The organism is Streptomyces sp. Tu 2975 (assembly GCF_009832925.1).
In the GTDB taxonomy this organism is placed as follows: domain Bacteria; phylum Actinomycetota; class Actinomycetes; order Streptomycetales; family Streptomycetaceae; genus Streptomyces.
Map to the genome: position 1 here is coordinate 3,584,836 of NZ_CP047140.1, position 17,276 is coordinate 3,602,111.

A 17,276-nucleotide genomic window follows, 5' to 3' on the forward strand; every position below is an offset into this window, starting at 1 on the left:
TTATTCAGCGATACCGCGAGTATACGTGTAGAATCTAAGGTACACAGGGTCGACACCCTGCGATTTACTCAAATGATCAGAGCTGATCCCACAGGATCACGATCCATACAGGAGATGACACTCACCGTGTACACGATCGAGATGGCCTACGCCCACATGCGACAGTTGCAGGAGCTGGCCAACCGCTCGCGTGCCCACCAGCACTCTGCCGCTCGCAAGGCCACCACGGCCCGCGTCCCGCGCGTCGGCAAGAAGCGCTAATCGCCTCCGGAGCCACCACCCAGCTCCCCCTTCCAGCGGCGGTACAGCCGATGCGGCACCCCTGCCGCGTCGAGCACCCGCCCCGCGACGAAGTCCACCAGATCCTGGATGTGCGTCGCCCCCGCGTAGAACGCCGGAGAGGCGGGCAGCACGACAGCGCCCGCCTCGTCCAGCGTGACCAGGTGCTTCAGCGTCTGTCCGTTCAGCGGGGTCTCCCGCACGGCGACCACGAGCGGGCGCCGTTCCTTGAGCGTCACGCTCGCCGAACGCTGCAGCAGGTCCTTCGAGAGCCCGAGCGCCACACCCGCCACACAGGCGGTCGACGCCGGCACGATCAGCATTCCCTTGACCGGGTACGAACCCGACGACGGCCCGGCGGCGAGGTCTCCGGCCGCCCAGTGCCGCACGTCGCTCACATCGACGTCGAAGCTGTCCGGCTTCCCGTCGGCTCCCCGGGCCAGCCACTGCCGCAGGTCCTCCTGCCAGTGCGCGTCCCGGAAGGCGATACCGGTCTCGTCGAGCAGCGTCAGTCGCGAGGCCCTGCTGACCACCAGGTCCACGCTCTCTCCCGCGGCCAGCAGACCGCGCAGCACGGCGGCCGCGTACGGCGTGCCGGAAGCACCGGACACCCCCACGACCCAGGGCCGTCGACTGTTCATTTCTTGCTGGTCCACACCGCCGAGCCTATCCGGCGGCGCGAAAGCGGAACCGGGCACGGTGCGCGGGACGTTCCCGTCACACAAGCGCGTGCACACGCAGGGGGCGACGATGAGCCGTACAGAAGCGACCGAGTGGGGCAGATCGGAGCGGGCCAGGGCCGCGGCCAAGCTGGTGCTGGCCTTCGTCGCGCTGCTGTGGGTGCTGGAAGCGGTGGACGTGGCGACGGGACACGCACTCGACTCCTACGGCGTGGTGGCCCGTGAGCCCGGCGAACTGGTCGACATCGTGCCGTCGGCGTTCATGCACTTCGGCTTCGCCCATCTCGCCGCCAACACCGTCCCGCTGCTGGTCTTCGGCTTCCTGGCCGCGCTGACCGGCGTGCGCCGCTCCCTCGCCGTGGCGCTGATGATCATCCTGGTGGCCGGCCTCGGCGTCTGGCTGTTCTCCCCGTCGGGGGCCAACACCGCGGGCGCCTCCGGCCTGGTCTTCGGCCTCTTCGGCTACCTCGTGGTGCGCGGGTTCGTGGAGCGCAAACTGCTGGACGTGAGCGTGGGCCTGCTGATCGGCGCGGTCTGGGGCAGTTCGATACTGCTCGGCCTCTCCCCGGCGAACACGGGCGTGAGCTGGCAGGGCCACCTCTTCGGCCTGCTCGCCGGCACAGGGGCCGCGTTCGTCTTCCGCAGCCGCGTCCGGGCCTGAGCCGTCCGGCGACGGCCGGACCTCAGGCCGTCAGGCCCCGCACCACGAGATCGAGCAGGGCGCACACGAAGAGCGAGATCCCGATGAAACCGTTCGTCGTGAAGAACGCCCGGTTCAGACGGGACAGGTCGTGCGGCCGGACGATCGTGTGCTCGTAGAGGAACGCCGCCGCGACGATCACCAGGCCCGCCCAGAACAGCACCCCCGCGTCCGTCGCCAGCGCGAACCAGACAAGCAGGCCCGTCGTCACGACGTGCGAGGCCCGGGCGCCGTACAGCGCGGCCGGGATGCCGAAGCGGGCAGGCACCGACTTCACGCCGTGGGCGCGGTCGGCCTGCACGTCCTGGCAGGCGAAGATCAGGTCGAAGCCGCCGATCCACACGCCGACGGCCAGGCCCAGGATCACCGCGTCCCACGACCACTGCCCCGTGACCGCGATCCACGCCCCGACGGGGCCCATGGCCTGCGCGAGACCCAGTATGGCGTGCGGGAAGTCGGTGAACCGCTTGCCGTACGGATAGACCACCATCGGCACGACCGCGACCGGCGCGAGCGCCAGACACAGCGGGTTGAGCAGCGCCGCCGCTCCGAGGAAGACGACCAGCGCGATCAGCGCCCCGGTCCACGCGGACCGTACGGACACCGCGCCCGTGACCAGTTCACGGCCCGCGGTGCGCGGGTTCCGTGCGTCGATCTCACGGTCGATGATCCGGTTGCAGGCCATCGCGAAGGTCCGCAGACCCACCATGGCGACGGTGACGAGCAGCAGGTCCGTCCAGTGGACCTGCCCGTCCAGCTGGAACATCGCGGTGAGGGCGGCGATGTAGGCGAAGGGCAGCGCGAAGACCGAGTGCTCGATCATCACCAGCCGCAGGAAGGCCTTCACCTTCCCGGTCGGCTGCGGTGCCGGGCCGGAACCCACGACTCCGTCGGCGGTCGTCATCATGCGAGGCTCCCGAGGAACGCGTCGAGGTCGGCCAGCAGCCCGGCGACGGGCAGCGGGCCCGTCTCCACGGTCAGCGGCGTCCCGGTTTCGTCGTCGGGCGGGGTGACGTGCGCCGTGAAGGCGTACGCGTCCGCGCCGGCCGGACGGGCGTCCAGACTGAGCACGGCCCCGCCGTCGACCGTGAACGGCCCGGACGCCGCAGCGAGCTCCGCGCGCAGCCGCTCCGCGAAATCGGCGGGCTCGGCGTCGCGCACACCGGGCAGTTCGAAGCCGTCGCCCTCGCCGTCGTTCTCCAGGAGGACCGCCCAGATGTCACCGGCGCCCGCGAACTCCTCGGGTGCCACGCCCGCCTGCTCGGCGGCCAGCCGGACGCCCGGGTCGGCCGGGTCGAGCTCGGGGCGCACCAGGGCCACATAGTCGGTGTCGGTGCCGATGAAGAGGGCGGGGCCGCCCACGGCGATGGGACTCACAGGCCGTACTCCTTCCACCGGCGGTCGACGAGCGCCGCCGTCGCGGGATCGGACTCGACCATCTCCGGCCAGCCACCGTCCCGCGTGTACCCCTCCTCCGGCAGTTTGCGCGTCGCGTCGATACCCGCCTTGCCGCCCCAGAACTGCTGGTAGGACGCGTGGTCCAGATGGTCCACGGGTCCTTCGACGACGGTGAGGTCGCGGGCGTAGTCGGTGTTGCCGAGCGCGCGCCAGGAGACTTCGTGCAGGTCGTGGACGTCGCAGTCCTTGTCCACCACCACGATCAGCTTGGTCAGCGACATCATGTGCGCGCCCCAGATGGCGTGCATGACCTTCTGCGCGTGCTTCGGGTACTTCTTGTCGATCGAGACGATCGCGCAGTTGTGGAAGCCGCCCGACTCCGGCAGGTGGTAGTCCACGATGTCCGGCACGATGATCTTCAGAAGGGGCAGGAAGAAGCGCTCGGTCGCCCGGCCCAGCGGCCCGTCCTCCGTCGGCGGCCGGCCCACCACGATCGACTGGAGCAGCGGCCGCTTGCGCATCGTGACGCAGTCGATGGTCAGCGCCGGGAAGGGTTCCTGCGGCGTGTAGAAGCCGGTGTGGTCGCCGAAGGGGCCCTCGGGCAGCATCTCCCCCGGCTCCAGCCAGCCCTCCAGTACGACCTCGGCGTTCGCCGGTACCTGGAGCGGCACGGTCCTGCAGTCGACCATCTCGATCCGCTTGCCCGCGACGAAGCCGGCGAACAGGTACTCGTCGATGTCGCCGGGCAGCGGCGCGGTCGAGGCGTACGTCACGGCCGGCGGGCAGCCGAACGCGATGGCGACCGGCAGCCGCTCGCCCCGCTCGGCGGCCACGGCGTAGTGGTTGCGGCTGTCCTTGTGGATCTGCCAGTGCATGCCGATGGTGCGCCGGTCATGGCGCTGGAGGCGGTAGAGACCGAGGTTCCGTACGCCCGTCTCCGGGTGCTTGGTGTGGGTGAGGCCCAGGTTGAAGAAGGAGCCACCGTCCTTGGGCCAGGTGAACAGCGCAGGCAGGGCGTCCAGGTCGACGTCGTCGCCGCGCAGGACGACCTCGTGCACGGGCGCGTCCTTCACCTTCTTCGGCGGCACGTGCACCATCGATCCGAGCTTGCCGAACGCCTCACGCACCCCGATGAAGCCGTGCGGCAACTCGGGCTTGAGCAGCCCGCCGATCTTGTCGCTGATCTCCGCGTAGGACTTCAGTCCGAGCGACTTCAGCAGCCGGCGGTCGGTGCCGAACACGTTCATCGCGAGCGGCATCGCGGAGCCGCGCACGTTCTCGAACAGCAGGGCCGGACCGCCTGCCTTGTTCACCCGGTCGACGATCTCCCCGACCTCGAGATACGGGTCGACTTCGGCCTTGATGCGCTTGAGGTCGCCCTCGCGCTCCAGCGCCCGGAGCAGGGAGCGAAGATCGTCGTAAGCCATGGGGTCAAGTATCGGTCACCCGCTACCCTGGCCCCGTCACCGGGGCCGGGGAAACGCCGCCCCGCCTAAGTCTCCAGGGGGCTGTCCCACATGCTCAGGGCGCTGATGTACATCCTGCCGCTGGCGCTGACGATCTACGCGTTCGTCGACTGCCTGAACACCCCCGAGGACGAGGCGAAGCATCTCCCCAAGCTGGCGTGGGTGTTCATCATCCTGCTCTTCTGGATCGTCGGCCCGATCGTCTGGTTCGCGGCCGGCAAGATGCGGCACGCCCCGGCCGGCGGCCGCACCCCCTCCGAGTGGCACCGCAACCACCGCACCCGGTGGGTCGCCCCCGACGACAACCCGGAATTCCTGAAGTCCCTCAAGGACGAGACCGAGAAGGACGAGGCGGTCCTCAAGGACTGGGAGGCCGACCTGCGCCGCCGCGAGGAGGACCTGAAGAAGCGCGAGCAGGGCGGCGAGGGCGACAAGTCCTGACGTGGAGATCCGCCTGCTGATCACCTTCGAGAGGGTCGCTGCCCACCTCAGCTTCACGCAGGCCGCGGCGGAACTGAAGTACGCCCAGTCGAGCGTCACCGGCCAGATCCGCTCGCTGGAGAGCTCCCTGGGCGCCGAGCTGTTCGACCGGCTCGGCAGCCGCATCCGGCTCACGGAGGCGGGCGAACGGCTGGTGCCCTACGCCCGCAGGATCATCGAGCTGTCCGAGGAGGCGCGGGCGGCGGTCGCCGGGACCGACGAACCGGCGGGCACCATCAACATCGGCACCATGGAGTCGCTCACCTCCTACCGGCTCCCGGAACTGCTCGAGCTGTTCCACCACCGCTATCCCCGGGTCAAACTGTCGCTGCGCCCCACTCTGGGCGACGAGACCCGCCAGGCACTGCGCCACGGTGTGTACGACATCGGCTTCCTGATGGAACGGGAGACGGAGCACACGGGCCTCCGGAGCGAGGTTCTGGCTCCGGAGCCGCTGGTGCTGGTGGCCGCGCCCGGCCATCCGCTGGCCGGGGCCGGGGAGCTGACCACCGTCGATCTGGCGGACGCCCAGCTGGTGGGCACCGAACCGGGCTGCCCGTACCGGGACCTCTTCGAGGGCGAGCTGCGCGAGCGGACCGGTGCGCCGCCGCCGTTCATGGAGTTCGGCACGATCGAGGCCACCAAGCGGGGTGTGGCCGCAGGTCTCGGGGTCGCGCTGCTGCCCCGGATGACGGTCCGTGCGGAACTGGCGTCCGGGGCGCTGGTCGCGCTGCCGTGGGAACCGCCGTTCCGGCTGCACACGCAGGTGGCGTGGCGGGAGGGGAAGCGGCTGCCCCGGCATGTGCGGCTGTTCATCGACGAGACGGTCCGGCTGGTGCGGGAGCAGGAGTCGTAGCGGGAACCTGAGGCGCCGTGGAGCGGGCCACGGTACGCGGCCGGGCGCGGTTGATCCGCAGCGAGGCCAGCAGGATCAGCGGGACACCCAGCGCCTGGACGAGTCCGATGTGGTGCCCGTACACCGCCCGGTCCACGACCATGGCGACGGCCGGATAGACGAAGGCCAGCACGGCGATCTTCGCGGTGGCGAGCTTCTGGTAGGCCGAGTACATCAGCACGTACATCAGGCAGGTGTGGATCAGGCCGAGGCCCACCAGCCAGGCCCAGCCGGCGCCGAGGCCGCTCACCGCCGCGAAGTCGGCGAAGGGCAGCAGCAGCGGGATGCCGACCAGCACCTGCACCAGCGCGACCAGATGCGGCTTCACCCCGGTGACGCGCTTGGTGATCACCGTGGAGACCGCGTAGAACAGCGCGGCCAGCAGGGCGAATCCCAGCCCGGCGAGCGGGCCGGGGTCCGTGGGGCTCACCCCGGAGACGAGGACGAGACCGACGAACGCGACGCCGAGCCAGCCGAACGCCGCGGCGGTCAGCCGCTCTTTGAACAGCAGCGCGCCGAGCAGCACCACGTAGAACGGCTGGGTGTGATAGACGACGGTCGCGAGCGAGATGGACGACTCCTCGTACGCCTCGAAGAGGAACACCCAGTTGAAGACGATGAAGACGCCGCCGAGCGCGGCGAGCGCCAGCTTCCTCGGTGTGAAGGCGTGGTCGGTGAAGTAGCCGCGTGCCAGGCAGTAGGCGCCGAGCGCGAGGGCGCCGAAGAGGCAGCGGAAGAACACGACCTCGAACGGGGAGGCGCCCGACTCGACGACGAAGACGCCGAGGGTGCCGGAGAGCACCATGGCCAGGGTGAGTTCGACGGTGCCGCGCCTGGAGGCGCTCGCGGCGGTCTGCGCGGTCTCGGTTGTCATGTCTGTGAAGCTACGAGCGGCACACCGGGGCGGTCCACGCGCCAGTGGGGCGTCCTGCCGATGGGCCCATAGGCACGTCCGATGGGCCCCGACGCGGAGAGGAAGCGCATGGCACAGGACAGGTACGGGACATGGCTGGAGACGGCTGTGGCCGAGGCCCGGGCCGGCCTCGCGGAGGGCGGCATCCCCATCGGCGCTGCGCTCTACGGCGCGGACGGCACCCTCATCGGCCGTGGCCACAACCGCCGCGTGCAGGACGGTGATCCGTCGGCGCACGCCGAGACGGAGGCGTTCCGTGCCGCGGGCCGGCAGCGCTCCTACACCGGCACGACGATGGTGACGACCTTGTCGCCGTGCTGGTACTGCAGCGGCCTGGTGCGGCAGTTCGGCATCTCGCGGGTGGTGATCGGCGAGGCGGAGACCTTCCACGGCGGCCACGACTGGCTGGCCGTGAACGGCGTGGAGATCGTGCTCCTCGACGACCCCGCGTGCCGGTCGATGATGCGCGACTTCGTCGCCGCCAGCCCCGGCCTCTGGCAGGAGGACATCGGTGCCTGAGGGGCGCCGCTACGCCGCGGCGTAGGAATCCCGCAGTTCCTGCCAGCGCTTCGGTGTCCAGGTGGCCCAGTCGGTCGTCGGCCTACCGCCGAGGGCGTCGGTCAGCAGTTCGAAGTGGTTGTGCCAGCCGGCCAGACAGTCCAGCAGCACTCCGTCGTCGCAGCGCAGTTCGTTGGTGAAGCGCAGCACGGTGCCGTCCGCGCCGTGCGGTTCGAGGTGGAAGCGGATGCGGCCGTGGACGGAGACGGTGTACTCGGCGACCCGGTCCACGTCCCAGGCGGTGACACGTCCTTCGGCGACGGTGTGCCGGCCCTCGGCGTCCGCGTTGAGCCAGCGGAGCCGGACCGCGCCGCCGACTCTCGGTTCGAGTACGTCGGCGGCGCAGAGCCAGGTCGGCAGCCCTTCGGGCGTGGCGACGGCGGCCCATACCCGGATCACCGGATGCGGCAGGTGGAGTTCGTACCGCAACAGGTGAGTGCCGTCGTCCCGGGTCTCGACGGTGCCGTGGGGGATTACGTCACTCATGCATCCAGCGTCACCCCTCGGCGGCGCGGGCGCTACCTCACTCCACGCCCGCGTACGAGTGCAGGCTGTTCACGAACATGTTCACGCCGTAGTAGTTGAACAGCCAGCAGGCGAAGGCGATCAGCGCCAGGTACGCGGCCTTGCGGCCCTTCCAGCCGGCCGTCGCGCGGGCGTGCAGATAGGCGGCGTAGGCGACCCAGGTGATGAACGACCAGACCTCCTTGGCGTCCCAGCCCCAGTAGCGGCCCCACGCGTCGCCGGCCCAGATCGCGCCCGCGATGATCGTGAACGTCCACAGCGGGAAGACGGCGGCGTTGACGCGGTAGGAGAACTTGTCGAGCGACGCGGCGGCGGGCAGCCGCTCCAGGACCGAGGTGGCGAAGCGGCCGGGCTTGCCGCCCCGGGCCAGCTTGGCCTCGTAGGAGTCGCGGAACAGGTAGAGGACCGTACCCACTGCGCCGAGGTAGAAGACCGCGCCGCAGAAGATCGCGGTGGAGACGTGGATCCACAGCCAGTACGAGTCCAGGGCAGGGACCAGCTGGTCGCTCTCCGTGTAGAGCCAGGTGACGGCGATGCCCAGGTCGAGCAGCACGGTGGTGACCAGCGGCAGCCCGGCCCAGCGGACGTTCTTCTTGGCGAGCAGCAGCGCCAGGTACACGCCCACGACGACGGTCGAGAACGTCGTGGAGAACTCGTACATGTTGCCCCAGGGCGCCCGCTGCACCGACAGGGCCCGGGAGGTGACGCCGGCGGCCTCGATCAGGAAGGCGAGCGTGGTCAGGGACACCGCGATGCGGCCGTACAGGTCACCGCTCTCTGTGCCACCGTGCGCGCCCGGCCCGTCGGGGACGTCGCGGGCGCCGCCCGCGGAACGGGTGACGACCTTCGGCTTCTCCAGGACGGCGGTGCCGCCGCCCTGGACCTGGATCTTCGGGGCGTCGGCCGGGGCCTTCCGGTCGGGCGCGGTCAGTGCGGCCGCCGTACGGGCAACCTTGCTGCGGCTGCCGAGCGTCCACTCGGCGATGTGCGCGAAGAAGGCCAGCGTGTAGACGGCCATCGACGAATAGATCAGGTAGTTGCTGATCTCCGCCAGGTTCGCGTTGGTTGCGGCGGCGAGCGTCACTTCTCAGCCCCTTCGGCAGGAACTTCTACGGGTTCAGGCGCGGTCGGCGCCTGTGCATTGAGGGTCACGGCCAGCTCCGCCAGCTCCTCCGGGAGCTTCGCGGACTCGGCTCGGCCGAGGCCGGCCATCTCGACCACGGTCACACCGTCCGCGCCTCGCACCGCGCGCACCCAGATGCGGCGGCGCTGGATGAACAGTGAGCCGATCAGACCGGTGATGGCCGCGATCGCGCCGGCCAGCGCCCAGCCGTTGCCGGGCTGCTGAGAGATCTGGAAGCTCGCCCACTCCTTCACCTCGTTCTCGAAGGTGATGGAACCGGCGCCGTCGGGCAGCTTCATGGTCTCGCCGGGCCGCAGGCGCTGCTTGAGGATCTCCCCGTCGGCGTCCTTGAACTGCTCCATCTTGCGGGTGTCGAGCTGGTACACGTTCTGCGGAAGGCCGGCGTCGACGCCGAGGCTGCCGTGGTAGCCGGTGAGCGCGAGCACCGGGAACTCGAGCCCGGGGAACTGGGAGAACATGTCGCCGTGTCCCGCGCCCGCGAACGTCGGTACGAAGAAGGCCTGGAAGCCGAGCTGGTCCTTCTTGCCGTGCTTGTCGCGGTAGCCGTCCATCACCTTGATCGCGCCGGTCGAGGTGACGTTGGAGTCGATCGGCAGCAGCGGCACGGCACCGCTGGAGACGACCTTGCCCTTGCCGTCCCTGACGGTGACGACGGGTGCGTAGCCGTGCGACAGCAGATAGACCTTGGTGCCGTCGACCTCGAGCGGCTTGTTGACCTCGATGACCGACTTCCGCGCGGGACCGTCGCCCTTGGACCAGGTGACGGCCGCCTCGTAGGTGCGCGGGGTGCCCCGCTGCGGGCCGTCCTTCGCGTACGTCCCGGTGAAGCTGTCCAGGCTGAAGCTGAACGGCACGAGTTCGTCGGTGTCGAACAGCGACCCGGACTTGAAGTCGTCGTACTGGATGAGCGTGTTGGAGAAGCCGTCGCCCTCGACGATCAGCTTTCCGCCCTCGGACTTGAACAGTGTCCCCGTGGCGAACGCGACCAGCATCACGATCAGCGACACATGGAAGACGAGGTTGCCCGCCTCGCGCAGGTAGCCCTTCTCCGCGGCGACGGCATCGCCCGCCGCGTCGGCACGGAAGCGGCGCTTCTTCAGGATCGCCAGTGCCGCCCCGCGCACCTGCTCCGGATCGGTTTCTGTGCGCCAGGTGGTGTACGCGGGCAGACGGGTGAGCCGCTTCGGCGCTCCCGGCGGCCGGCTGCGGAGCTGACCGACGAACTGCCAACTGCGCGGCACGATGCAGCCGATGAGCGAGACGAACAGCAGGATGTAGATCGCGGAGAACCACACCGAGCTGTAGACGTCGAAGAACTGGAGCTTCTCGTATACCGGCGTCAGGAGGTCGTGCTGCTTCTTGAACGCCTCCACCTTGAGCTCGTCCACGCTGTTCTGCGGGACGAGGGAGCCGGGGATGGCGCCGAGCGACAGCATGAACAGCAGGATCAGCGCGACCCGCATGGAGGTCAGCTGGCGCCAGAACCAGCGGACCCAGCCGACGACGGAGAGCGTGGGCCCGCCGATCGCCTGGTCGGCCGGATTCTCCGTGGGGGCGGTGGACAGCTGCGCTCCGGCGTCGCGGAGGTCGCGCTCTTCGGTCTTGCTCATGAACTCAGATCCCCACCGTGAAGCCGTTCGACCATCCCTGCATCTCCTGCACCAGGGTGTCCCATGCACCTGTGAGCAGCAGCAGACCGGTCGCGATCATCATGACCCCGCCGATCCGCATCACCCATGTGTAGTGCCGCTTGATCCAGCCGAAGGCGCCGAGCGCCTTCCGGAAGGCGACCGCGGCGACGATGAACGGCAGACCGAGACCGACGCAGTACGCGACAGACAGTACGGCCCCGCGGCCCGCGCTTCCCTCGTTGAGCGCGAGGGCCTGCACCGACGCGAGGGTCGGGCCGATGCACGGGGCCCAGCCCACTCCGAACAGGGCGCCGAGCAGCGGAGCGCCGACCAGGCCGGTCGCCGGCTTCTTGTGGAAGCGGAACTCGCGCTGGGTGAGCCAGGGCATCAGCCCCATGAAGAACACGCCCAGCAGGACCATCAGCACGCCGAGGACCTTGGACAGCACGTCCCGGTGTCCCAGCAGCGTGTTGCCGAAGTAACCGAAGAAGGCGCCGCCGGAGACGAAGACGACGGTGAAGCCGAGGACGAACAGCGACGCGCCGACGACCATCCGGCCGCGCCTGGCGTCGGCCAGGTCGGTACCGGTGACGCCGGTCACATAGGAGAGGTAGCCGGGCACCAGGGGCAGGACGCACGGCGAGAAGAAGGAGACGAGTCCGCCGAGCACGGCGATGGGCAGCGCGAGGAGCAGCGCGCCCCCGAACACCGTCTCGTTCATGCCGGACGCTGCGGCCAGAACTTCCACAGGATCACTTCTCCGCGATCAACGGGTCGATCATCTTGCGGAGTTCCTCGTCGTCGAGCGCCTTGAGCGAACGCGCCGCGATCTTCCCTTCCCGGTCGAGGACGATCGTGGAGGGAATGGCCTGCGGGTTGAGGCTGCCCTTGGGGAAACCGTTGACGATCAGTTTCCCGATCGGGTCGTAGAGGCTCGGATAGCCGACGCCGTAATCCTTCTCGAAGGCGAGGGCGGGGCCCTTCTGCGGGTCGCGGGTGTTGATCCCGACGAACTCGACGCCGTCCGCCTCGGTCTCCTTGGCGACCTTCGCGAAATAGGGGGCCTCGGAACGGCAGGGGGCACACCATGATCCCCAGACGTTCATCACGACGATCTTGCCTTTGAGGTCGGCGATGTCGAGGTGTCCGCCGTCGAGTGTCCGGCCCGCGAGCTTCTTTGGGGCCCGGCGCTCGCCCTTGGCGACCGTGTCGATGCCGCCGGTGCCGGTGACGAAGTTCGTGTCACCGCCGCCTCCGGACTTCCCACCGTCGCCGCAGGCCGACAGGGTGAGCGCACCTGAGGCGACCAGGGCGGTCAGCAGGGCGGCACGGGGGGCACGGCTAAGGCTCATGTGAAAAGTTTCGCATGGCCCTGGCGGGGATCTTCCGCACCCCCCTGCGTGCCCGTTAAGGGCCGTTGTCAAGCGGCCTTAAAGAATGCGTTCCAACCGCCGGCCGGCGCCTGACCCGTCCCGAGCGTACGCAGCTTGGCGAGCACCTGCGGATCCTGCACATCGAGCCAGTCGCAGAACTGCCGGAAGGACACCAGCCGTACGTCCTTCTGGCCCGCCATGCCTTTGAGTGCTTCCTCCACGGCGTCCATGTAGATGCCGCCGTTCCACTGTTCGAAGTGGTTGCCTATGAAGAAAGGTGCGCGATTGGTCTCGTAGGCGCGTCGGAATCCGGCGAGATAGGCGTCCCGCGCCTGCTTCTTCCAGCCCGGATAGCGGGAGGGCATGCCGTTGGTCGAGTTCTTCGACTGATTGGCCAGCATGTTGTAGTCCATGGAGAGGACTTCGAAGGTGTGGCCGGGGAACGGGACGGACTGGAGCGGCAGGTCCCAGATGCCGAGCTTCTTCCCGGGCCACATCTGATGGCCGCCCGGCGAGCTGGCGTCGTAGCGCCAGCCGAGCCGCTTGGCCGTCGGCAACAGCTTGTCCTGGCCGAGCAGGCAGGGGGTGCGGCCGCCCACGAGTTCCTTGCGGTAGTCGAAGGGCAGCGGGTCGATGTCGTGCCATCCGCTGTTGGTGCGCCATTCGGTGACGAACTTCACAGCCTGGTCGATCTCGCTCTGCCAGTCCGCGGAGGTCCAGTTGCCGACGGATCCGGAACCGCCGCAGAAATGCCCGTTGAAGTGGGTGCCTATCTCATGGCCGTCGAGCCATGCCTGGCGTATGCACTTCAGGGTGTCCTTGATGTGGTCGTCCGTGAGATAACCGATGTCGGACGCCCCGATTGCGTTGTTGGGGGGCCGGTAGAGCGACTTCTTCGATTCGGGCAGCAGATAGACGCCGGAGAGGAAGAAGGTCATTCCCGCGCCGTGGTCCCTGGCGAGTTCCAGGAAACGGGGGAAGAGTCCGTTGCCGACTTCGCCCGCGCCGTCCCAGGAGAAGATCACGAATTGCGGAGGCGTCTGGCCCGGTTCGAGCGGGACGGGCTTCGGCGGCTGGTGCGGCTGCTTTCCCGTGTCGGCGGTGGAACCGTCGCCGATCAGCCGCACGGGGTTCTTCGACGGGGAGGGGCTGCTGCTGCCCTTGCCCTGGCCTACCCCCTCGGCCGGGTCGGTATGCCCGCCTCCGCCGAAGCCGTTGGAGCCGCAGCCCGCCACCCCGACGGCCGCTGCGGCCCCAAGTCCCGCTCCCAGCAATCCCCTTCGGCTGATCTCCCGCATATCGTCCCCATCCACGCTCTCCTGGTCACGAGAGCAGTTGCTCGAACCGGCGAACAAACCGGCACAAGCTGAGATGCGCAGTGGAACTCGCGGGTTCCGGGGAACTCTGCTTATTTTTCTTCAATACGGGTGATCAATACGGATCGGCTAAGCGCCGAATGCCTTGCTCTTCCCCTTCACCGGCCTGGCGCCGGCGAGAAGATGCGGCGGCACAAGATCGCGGGCCGGTTCCGTGTATCCCACGGAGACGATCCGGTTGCCCTCGTAGGTGAAGGTGGTCAGCGAGGCGAGCGTGCACTGCCTGCGCCGCGGGTCGTGCCACAGCCGGCGGCGCTCCACGAAGCTGCGCACCGTCCAGATGGGCAGCTGGTGGCTGACGCACACGGCCTCGTGGCCGCGCGCCGCTTCCCGTGCCGCGTCCAGCGCCGCCATCATCCGCACGACCTGCTCCACGTAAGGCTCGCCCCACGACGGGCGGAACGGGTTGGTCAGATGCCGCCAGTTGCCCGGCTTGCGCAGCGCGCCGTCGCCGACGCCGAAGGTCTTGCCCTCGAAGACGTTGCCCGCCTCGATCAGCCGCTCGTCCGTCTCGAGCGCGAGGCCGTGCCCCTTGGCGATGGGCATGGCCGTCTCCTGCGCGCGCTCCAGCGGCGAGGCGACGACATGGGTGATGTCCCGGCCGGAGAGGTGCTCGGCGACCCGGTCGGCCATCTGCCGCCCGAGCTCGGAGAGGTGGTAACCAGCGCGGCGGCCGTAGAGGACACCGTCGGGGTTGTGCACTTCGCCGTGGCGCATCACGTGCACGACGGTGATCTCGCCGGCGTCGCGCCGGACCTCCCCGTCCGTCGCCGCGGCGCGCTCCAGCGCCGCCTCGACGGCGCTGTCCTCGGGCGTCAGGGCGCCGGCGCTTCGCGCGGAACGGTGGCTGCCCGCGCTCATGCCGTGGCCTCCGCGGCGGCGCGCGCGGCGGCAGGAAGGGCGGCGGCGATCCGCTCGATCGCCCGCTCGTCGTGCGCGGTCGACACGAACCAGGACTCGAAGGCGGACGGCGGCAGGTAGACGCCCTGGGAGAGCATCGAGTGGAAGAAGGCGTTGAAGCGGAACGCCTCCTGCTTCTTGGCGTCCTCGTAGTCCCTGACCTCGGTCGGGGTGAAGAAGACGGAGAACATGTTGGACGCCGTCTGCAGCCGGTGGGCGACGCCCTCCTTGGTCAGCGCGTCCGTCACCAAGGCCTGGATCTCCTTCGAGACCGCGTTCACCTTGTCGTAGGCGGCGTCGTCGAGGAGCCGCAGCTGCGCGAGACCGGCAGCGGTGGCGACCGGGTTACCGGACAGGGTGCCCGCCTGGTAGACCGGGCCCGCCGGGGCGAGGTGCGCCATGACGTCCTTGCGGCCGCCGAACGCCGCGGCGGGGAATCCGCCGCCCATGACCTTGCCGAAGGTCATCAGGTCGGGCGCGACGCCGTCGACGCCGTACCAGCCGGCCTTCGAGGTACGGAAACCGGTCATCACCTCGTCGGAGATGTAGAGCGCGCCGTTCTGCGCGCACGCCGCCTTGAGGCCCTCGTTGAAACCGGGCCGCGGCGGGACGACTCCCATGTTGCCGGGCGACGCCTCGGTGATCACACAGGCGATCTGGCCGGCGTTGGCGTGGAACGCGGCGTGCACGGCCTCGAGGTCGTTGTACGGCAGAACGATGGTGTCACCGGCCTGCGCGCCGGTGACACCGGGTGTGTCGGGCAGGCCGAAAGTCGCCACACCTGAACCGGCGGCGGCCAGCAGGGCGTCCACGTGCCCGTGGTAGCAGCCGGCGAACTTGATGATCTTGGGTCGGCCGGTGAATCCGCGGGCCAGCCGGATCGCCGACATGGTCGCTTCCGTACCGCTGGAAACCAGCCGAACCTGCTCGACGGGCTCGATACGTGCCACGATCTCCTCGGCGAGGGCGACCTCTCCCTCGCCCGGCGTGCCGAACGACGTGCCGCGCGCGACCGCCGCCTGCACCGCCTCGATCACGGCCGGGTGGGAGTGCCCGAGGATCATCGGCCCCCACGAGCACACGAGGTCGACATACTCGCGCCCGTCGGCATCGGTGAGGTACGGACCGGTACCGGACACCATGAACCGGGGCGTACCGCCCACAGCACGGAAGGCACGGACGGGAGAGTTCACGCCGCCGGGCGTCACGAGGGACGCGCGGTCGAAAAGCGTCTGCGAAACTGGGGCGTCATAGGGAAAGCTCACGGAATCCATGGTCTCAGAGGCTCCGACGTATCTGCGGACAGGTGTTTCACCGCACGTTCGTGGGGGAGGTCACTGTCACGATGATCGGGTTGCGCGGCGGGGGCTGCGAGTGGTCGGGTGGAGATATGCATCGCGGTGGCGGACTGGGCGAGGGGACCGACGACCTGGGTCCTGAGCCTGCCCGGCGTGGAAAGCACCGGCGAGGCGAAGGGGACGAGCCCGCGGGAGGCAGGAGCGGCCGAGTGGGGGTGACCTACAAATATTTCGGCGCGCCCGACGGAGCCACCGCGGCCCGGGTGCCGATCTCCATGCGCCCCGAGGAGCTCGGCGGCGACGAGCTCGGCATGGGCGGAATGTTCACGAAGATCAAGCCGGAGACCATAGCGGCCATGGTTCTCACCGGAATCCAGGGCATGCCGCTGAACAAGGTGCCGCCACTGGAGCTCGTCGTACTGCACCCCGACTACGCGGTGGTGAAGCTGCCGATGACCGTGGTCGATCCGCTGCGCGGCATCGGCGAGGAGTCGGTGGGTGCGGCGGCGTTCATATGGTCGACGGTCCCTGACCGGGGCGGCCCCAGGGACGCGTTCAACGTGTACCAACTGCTCCACGAATGGCAGGATTTCTCCCACCGGCTGCACGAGGCGGGGCATCAGCCGTACTGCCTGGTCTGGCCCTGACCCGGGATCTCCCGGACGGCGGGCCGGATGCCCCGACCCCGCCCACCGGCCGTCATTCCTGACCTGGCCCGACTCCGGGCCCGGCCTGGCTCCGACCCCCGACTTCGCCCTCTCCCTGGCCCTGACCTGCCCCCTTTGCCACTCCGGCCGGCGTCAGGCGCGGCTGAGCTCCGCCGCGCCGAAGGACACGTCGAACCGGTCGCACCAGATGGTCACGCTGCTGTAGCGCGCCGGGTCGATGTCGGCGGGCAGGGCGTAGTTCTGGTCGCCCTTGTTGCCCTTGAGCTTGCCCAGGCTCACGTAGGCCCCGTCGTCGAAGACGTGCCAGCCCGCCCGGCCTTCCTTGACCGGCGCGTCGGTCAACCAGACGCGCAGGTCCGGGCCGTTGCTCGTGTCCAGGTTCTCCAGCCGGACGGTGTGGGAGCCGTCGGGCAGCCGGAGCAGCCGCACGGTGCCGGACGTCTCGTGCTCGTGGCTGATCAGCTCGCCTGCCGCCAGGTTCGCCGGCCCGGCCGGTGTCGAAGGCGACGCCGACGGCCCACTCGGCGCGGCGGACGGCGACTCGGCGGCCCCGCCCGACGGGGCGGCACCGGCCGACGCCCCCGGCAGCGCCTCCTGCACCGTCTCGTCCTGCCAGATCTTCCACGGCTGGAACCAGTACAGCCCCACGACGGCCGCCACCACGACCGCGACCACCACCGCGACACCGGCCGGCCTGCTGAGTACCGAGCGCATGCGTCCCATCCCCGCCTCCTGAAAAAAGCTGCTACAGGCTTCTCATTCAACGGGATCCCGCACTGCCACGGCGCCGGGAAGGTATGACGGTTCCCTTACGCCACCGCCACCGCCACGCGCCGACGCATATGTTCGGCCGCTCCGCCCTTCGGCCCCCTCTGCCGTTCCTGTCGTCCGTCAGCCCCTTCCGTTTCCCGCGTTCTGCCATGGACAGAGCCGCGCCACGTCGCCAGGCGTGCCCCGGCGGGCGCTCCGGCGACCGGCATCATCGGCACCCG

Annotated in this window: 20 protein-coding genes; 6 read left to right on the plus strand and 14 right to left on the minus strand. The window is 69.4% G+C overall.

Annotated elements, in window-relative coordinates:
* Positions 1-114: 114 nt before the first annotated feature.
* A complete protein-coding gene (locus tag GLX30_RS34350; RefSeq protein ID WP_167306828.1) occupies positions 115-261 on the plus strand; it encodes a hypothetical protein in 147 nt (48 codons plus the stop codon).
* Here GLX30_RS34350 and GLX30_RS15720 read toward each other — a convergent pair.
* A complete protein-coding gene (locus GLX30_RS15720; protein WP_159695061.1) occupies positions 258-920 on the minus strand; it encodes a UbiX family flavin prenyltransferase in 663 nt (220 codons plus the stop codon). The genes GLX30_RS34350 and GLX30_RS15720 overlap by 4 nt on opposite strands.
* Positions 921-1,029: 109 nt before the next feature.
* Here GLX30_RS15720 and GLX30_RS15725 point away from each other — a divergent pair, with 109 nt between their 5' ends.
* On the plus strand, positions 1,030-1,620 hold the full coding sequence (locus GLX30_RS15725; protein ID WP_159688811.1) for a rhomboid family intramembrane serine protease: 591 nt from the start codon (positions 1,030-1,032) through the stop codon (positions 1,618-1,620).
* Positions 1,621-1,642: 22 nt separating this feature from the next.
* Here GLX30_RS15725 and mqnP read toward each other — a convergent pair whose 3' ends face one another.
* From mqnP to GLX30_RS15740, 3 genes are read right to left on the minus strand one after another with little or no spacing between them, the layout of a single operon-like run.
* Complete coding sequence (gene mqnP / locus GLX30_RS15730) at positions 1,643-2,563, minus strand: menaquinone biosynthesis prenyltransferase MqnP (RefSeq protein ID WP_159695062.1); 921 nt, start codon at positions 2,561-2,563, stop codon at positions 1,643-1,645.
* Complete coding sequence (locus GLX30_RS15735) at positions 2,563-3,036, minus strand: hypothetical protein (RefSeq protein WP_159688814.1); 474 nt, start codon at positions 3,034-3,036, stop codon at positions 2,563-2,565. Before GLX30_RS15735 ends, mqnP begins: the two co-directional genes overlap by 1 nt.
* Entirely contained in the window at positions 3,033-4,484 is a 1,452-nt protein-coding gene (locus tag GLX30_RS15740) for a menaquinone biosynthesis decarboxylase (RefSeq protein WP_159688817.1), read from the minus strand. Before GLX30_RS15740 ends, GLX30_RS15735 begins: the two co-directional genes overlap by 4 nt.
* Before the next feature lie 90 nt (positions 4,485-4,574).
* Here GLX30_RS15740 and GLX30_RS15745 point away from each other — a divergent pair, with 90 nt between their 5' ends.
* Both GLX30_RS15745 and GLX30_RS15750 read left to right on the plus strand, forming a co-directional pair.
* Positions 4,575-4,964, plus strand: a complete 390-nt coding sequence (locus tag GLX30_RS15745) for a PLD nuclease N-terminal domain-containing protein (RefSeq protein ID WP_159688820.1) — start codon at positions 4,575-4,577, stop codon at positions 4,962-4,964.
* Between the two features lies 1 nt (position 4,965).
* The gene (locus GLX30_RS15750; RefSeq protein ID WP_159688823.1) at positions 4,966-5,859 is read left to right on the plus strand and encodes a LysR family transcriptional regulator; all 894 of its coding nucleotides are present in this window, start codon (positions 4,966-4,968) and stop codon (positions 5,857-5,859) included.
* Here GLX30_RS15750 and GLX30_RS15755 read toward each other — a convergent pair.
* Complete coding sequence (locus GLX30_RS15755; RefSeq protein WP_159688826.1) at positions 5,816-6,772, minus strand: DMT family transporter; 957 nt, start codon at positions 6,770-6,772, stop codon at positions 5,816-5,818. The two genes, GLX30_RS15750 and GLX30_RS15755, sit on opposite strands and share 44 nt — an antisense overlap.
* Before the next feature lie 108 nt (positions 6,773-6,880).
* On the opposite strand from GLX30_RS15755, the gene GLX30_RS15760 reads away from it, so the two are divergent.
* Positions 6,881-7,330 carry a nucleoside deaminase gene (locus GLX30_RS15760; RefSeq protein WP_159688829.1) on the plus strand — a complete coding sequence of 150 codons (450 nt, stop codon included), beginning with the start codon at positions 6,881-6,883 and terminating at the stop codon, positions 7,328-7,330.
* Between the two features lie 9 nt (positions 7,331-7,339).
* Here the strand turns inward: GLX30_RS15760 and GLX30_RS15765 are convergent, their stop codons facing one another.
* The 8 genes from GLX30_RS15765 to hemL form a co-directional block, all read right to left on the minus strand.
* Positions 7,340-7,855, minus strand: a complete 516-nt coding sequence (locus GLX30_RS15765; protein ID WP_159688832.1) for an SRPBCC domain-containing protein — start codon at positions 7,853-7,855, stop codon at positions 7,340-7,342.
* Between the two features lie 37 nt (positions 7,856-7,892).
* Entirely contained in the window at positions 7,893-8,978 is a 1,086-nt protein-coding gene (gene ccsB, locus GLX30_RS15770; protein WP_159688835.1) for a c-type cytochrome biogenesis protein CcsB, read from the minus strand.
* The gene (locus GLX30_RS15775; RefSeq protein WP_159688838.1) at positions 8,975-10,648 is read right to left on the minus strand and encodes a cytochrome c biogenesis protein ResB; all 1,674 of its coding nucleotides are present in this window, start codon (positions 10,646-10,648) and stop codon (positions 8,975-8,977) included. Before GLX30_RS15775 ends, ccsB begins: the two co-directional genes overlap by 4 nt.
* A 4-nt stretch (positions 10,649-10,652) precedes the next feature.
* Positions 10,653-11,390, minus strand: coding sequence for a cytochrome c biogenesis protein CcdA (locus tag GLX30_RS15780; RefSeq protein ID WP_159695063.1), 738 nt, complete (start codon positions 11,388-11,390; stop codon positions 10,653-10,655).
* Positions 11,391-11,421: 31 nt separating this feature from the next.
* Complete coding sequence (locus tag GLX30_RS15785; RefSeq protein WP_159688841.1) at positions 11,422-12,021, minus strand: TlpA disulfide reductase family protein; 600 nt, start codon at positions 12,019-12,021, stop codon at positions 11,422-11,424.
* A 68-nt stretch (positions 12,022-12,089) separates the two neighbouring features.
* Positions 12,090-13,340: a hypothetical protein gene (locus GLX30_RS15790; protein ID WP_159695064.1), complete on the minus strand. Its 1,251-nt coding sequence runs from the start codon at positions 13,338-13,340 to the stop codon at positions 12,090-12,092.
* A 147-nt stretch (positions 13,341-13,487) separates the two neighbouring features.
* On the minus strand, positions 13,488-14,135 hold the full coding sequence (locus GLX30_RS15795) for a histidine phosphatase family protein (protein ID WP_208545578.1): 648 nt from the start codon (positions 14,133-14,135) through the stop codon (positions 13,488-13,490).
* Between the two features lie 140 nt (positions 14,136-14,275).
* Positions 14,276-15,592: a glutamate-1-semialdehyde 2,1-aminomutase gene (gene hemL / locus GLX30_RS15800; RefSeq protein WP_159688847.1), complete on the minus strand. Its 1,317-nt coding sequence runs from the start codon at positions 15,590-15,592 to the stop codon at positions 14,276-14,278.
* A 116-nt stretch (positions 15,593-15,708) separates the two neighbouring features.
* Between hemL and GLX30_RS15805 the strand changes: the two genes are divergently transcribed.
* On the plus strand, positions 15,709-16,263 hold the full coding sequence (locus tag GLX30_RS15805) for a hypothetical protein (protein WP_182327717.1): 555 nt from the start codon (positions 15,709-15,711) through the stop codon (positions 16,261-16,263).
* 153 nt (positions 16,264-16,416) lie between these two features.
* Here GLX30_RS15805 and GLX30_RS15810 read toward each other — a convergent pair whose 3' ends face one another.
* Positions 16,417-17,007, minus strand: coding sequence for a DM13 domain-containing protein (locus tag GLX30_RS15810; RefSeq protein ID WP_159688850.1), 591 nt, complete (start codon positions 17,005-17,007; stop codon positions 16,417-16,419).
* Positions 17,008-17,276 lie beyond the last annotated feature (269 nt).

Excerpts from the sequence above, each read along its gene's own strand:
- GLX30_RS34350 (WP_167306828.1), top strand. The coding sequence starts at position 115 with ATGACACTCACCGTGTACACGATCGAGATGGCCTACGCCCACATGCGA.
- GLX30_RS15720 (WP_159695061.1), bottom strand. The coding sequence starts at position 920 with ATGAACAGTCGACGGCCCTGGGTCGTGGGGGTGTCCGGTGCTTCCGGC.
- GLX30_RS15725 (WP_159688811.1), top strand. The coding sequence starts at position 1,030 with ATGAGCCGTACAGAAGCGACCGAGTGGGGCAGATCGGAGCGGGCCAGG.
- mqnP (WP_159695062.1), bottom strand. The coding sequence starts at position 2,563 with ATGACGACCGCCGACGGAGTCGTGGGTTCCGGCCCGGCACCGCAGCCG.
- GLX30_RS15740 (WP_159688817.1), bottom strand. The coding sequence starts at position 4,484 with ATGGCTTACGACGATCTTCGCTCCCTGCTCCGGGCGCTGGAGCGCGAG.
- GLX30_RS15745 (WP_159688820.1), top strand. The coding sequence starts at position 4,575 with ATGCTCAGGGCGCTGATGTACATCCTGCCGCTGGCGCTGACGATCTAC.
- GLX30_RS15755 (WP_159688826.1), bottom strand. The coding sequence starts at position 6,772 with ATGACAACCGAGACCGCGCAGACCGCCGCGAGCGCCTCCAGGCGCGGC.
- GLX30_RS15760 (WP_159688829.1), top strand. The coding sequence starts at position 6,881 with ATGGCACAGGACAGGTACGGGACATGGCTGGAGACGGCTGTGGCCGAG.
- GLX30_RS15765 (WP_159688832.1), bottom strand. The coding sequence starts at position 7,855 with ATGAGTGACGTAATCCCCCACGGCACCGTCGAGACCCGGGACGACGGC.
- GLX30_RS15775 (WP_159688838.1), bottom strand. The coding sequence starts at position 10,648 with ATGAGCAAGACCGAAGAGCGCGACCTCCGCGACGCCGGAGCGCAGCTG.
- GLX30_RS15780 (WP_159695063.1), bottom strand. The coding sequence starts at position 11,390 with ATGAACGAGACGGTGTTCGGGGGCGCGCTGCTCCTCGCGCTGCCCATC.
- GLX30_RS15785 (WP_159688841.1), bottom strand. The coding sequence starts at position 12,021 with ATGAGCCTTAGCCGTGCCCCCCGTGCCGCCCTGCTGACCGCCCTGGTC.
- GLX30_RS15790 (WP_159695064.1), bottom strand. The coding sequence starts at position 13,340 with ATGCGGGAGATCAGCCGAAGGGGATTGCTGGGAGCGGGACTTGGGGCC.
- GLX30_RS15795 (WP_208545578.1), bottom strand. The coding sequence starts at position 14,135 with ATGCGCCACGGCGAAGTGCACAACCCCGACGGTGTCCTCTACGGCCGC.
- hemL (WP_159688847.1), bottom strand. The coding sequence starts at position 15,592 with ATGGATTCCGTGAGCTTTCCCTATGACGCCCCAGTTTCGCAGACGCTT.
- GLX30_RS15805 (WP_182327717.1), top strand. The coding sequence starts at position 15,709 with ATGCATCGCGGTGGCGGACTGGGCGAGGGGACCGACGACCTGGGTCCT.
- GLX30_RS15810 (WP_159688850.1), bottom strand. The coding sequence starts at position 17,007 with ATGGGACGCATGCGCTCGGTACTCAGCAGGCCGGCCGGTGTCGCGGTG.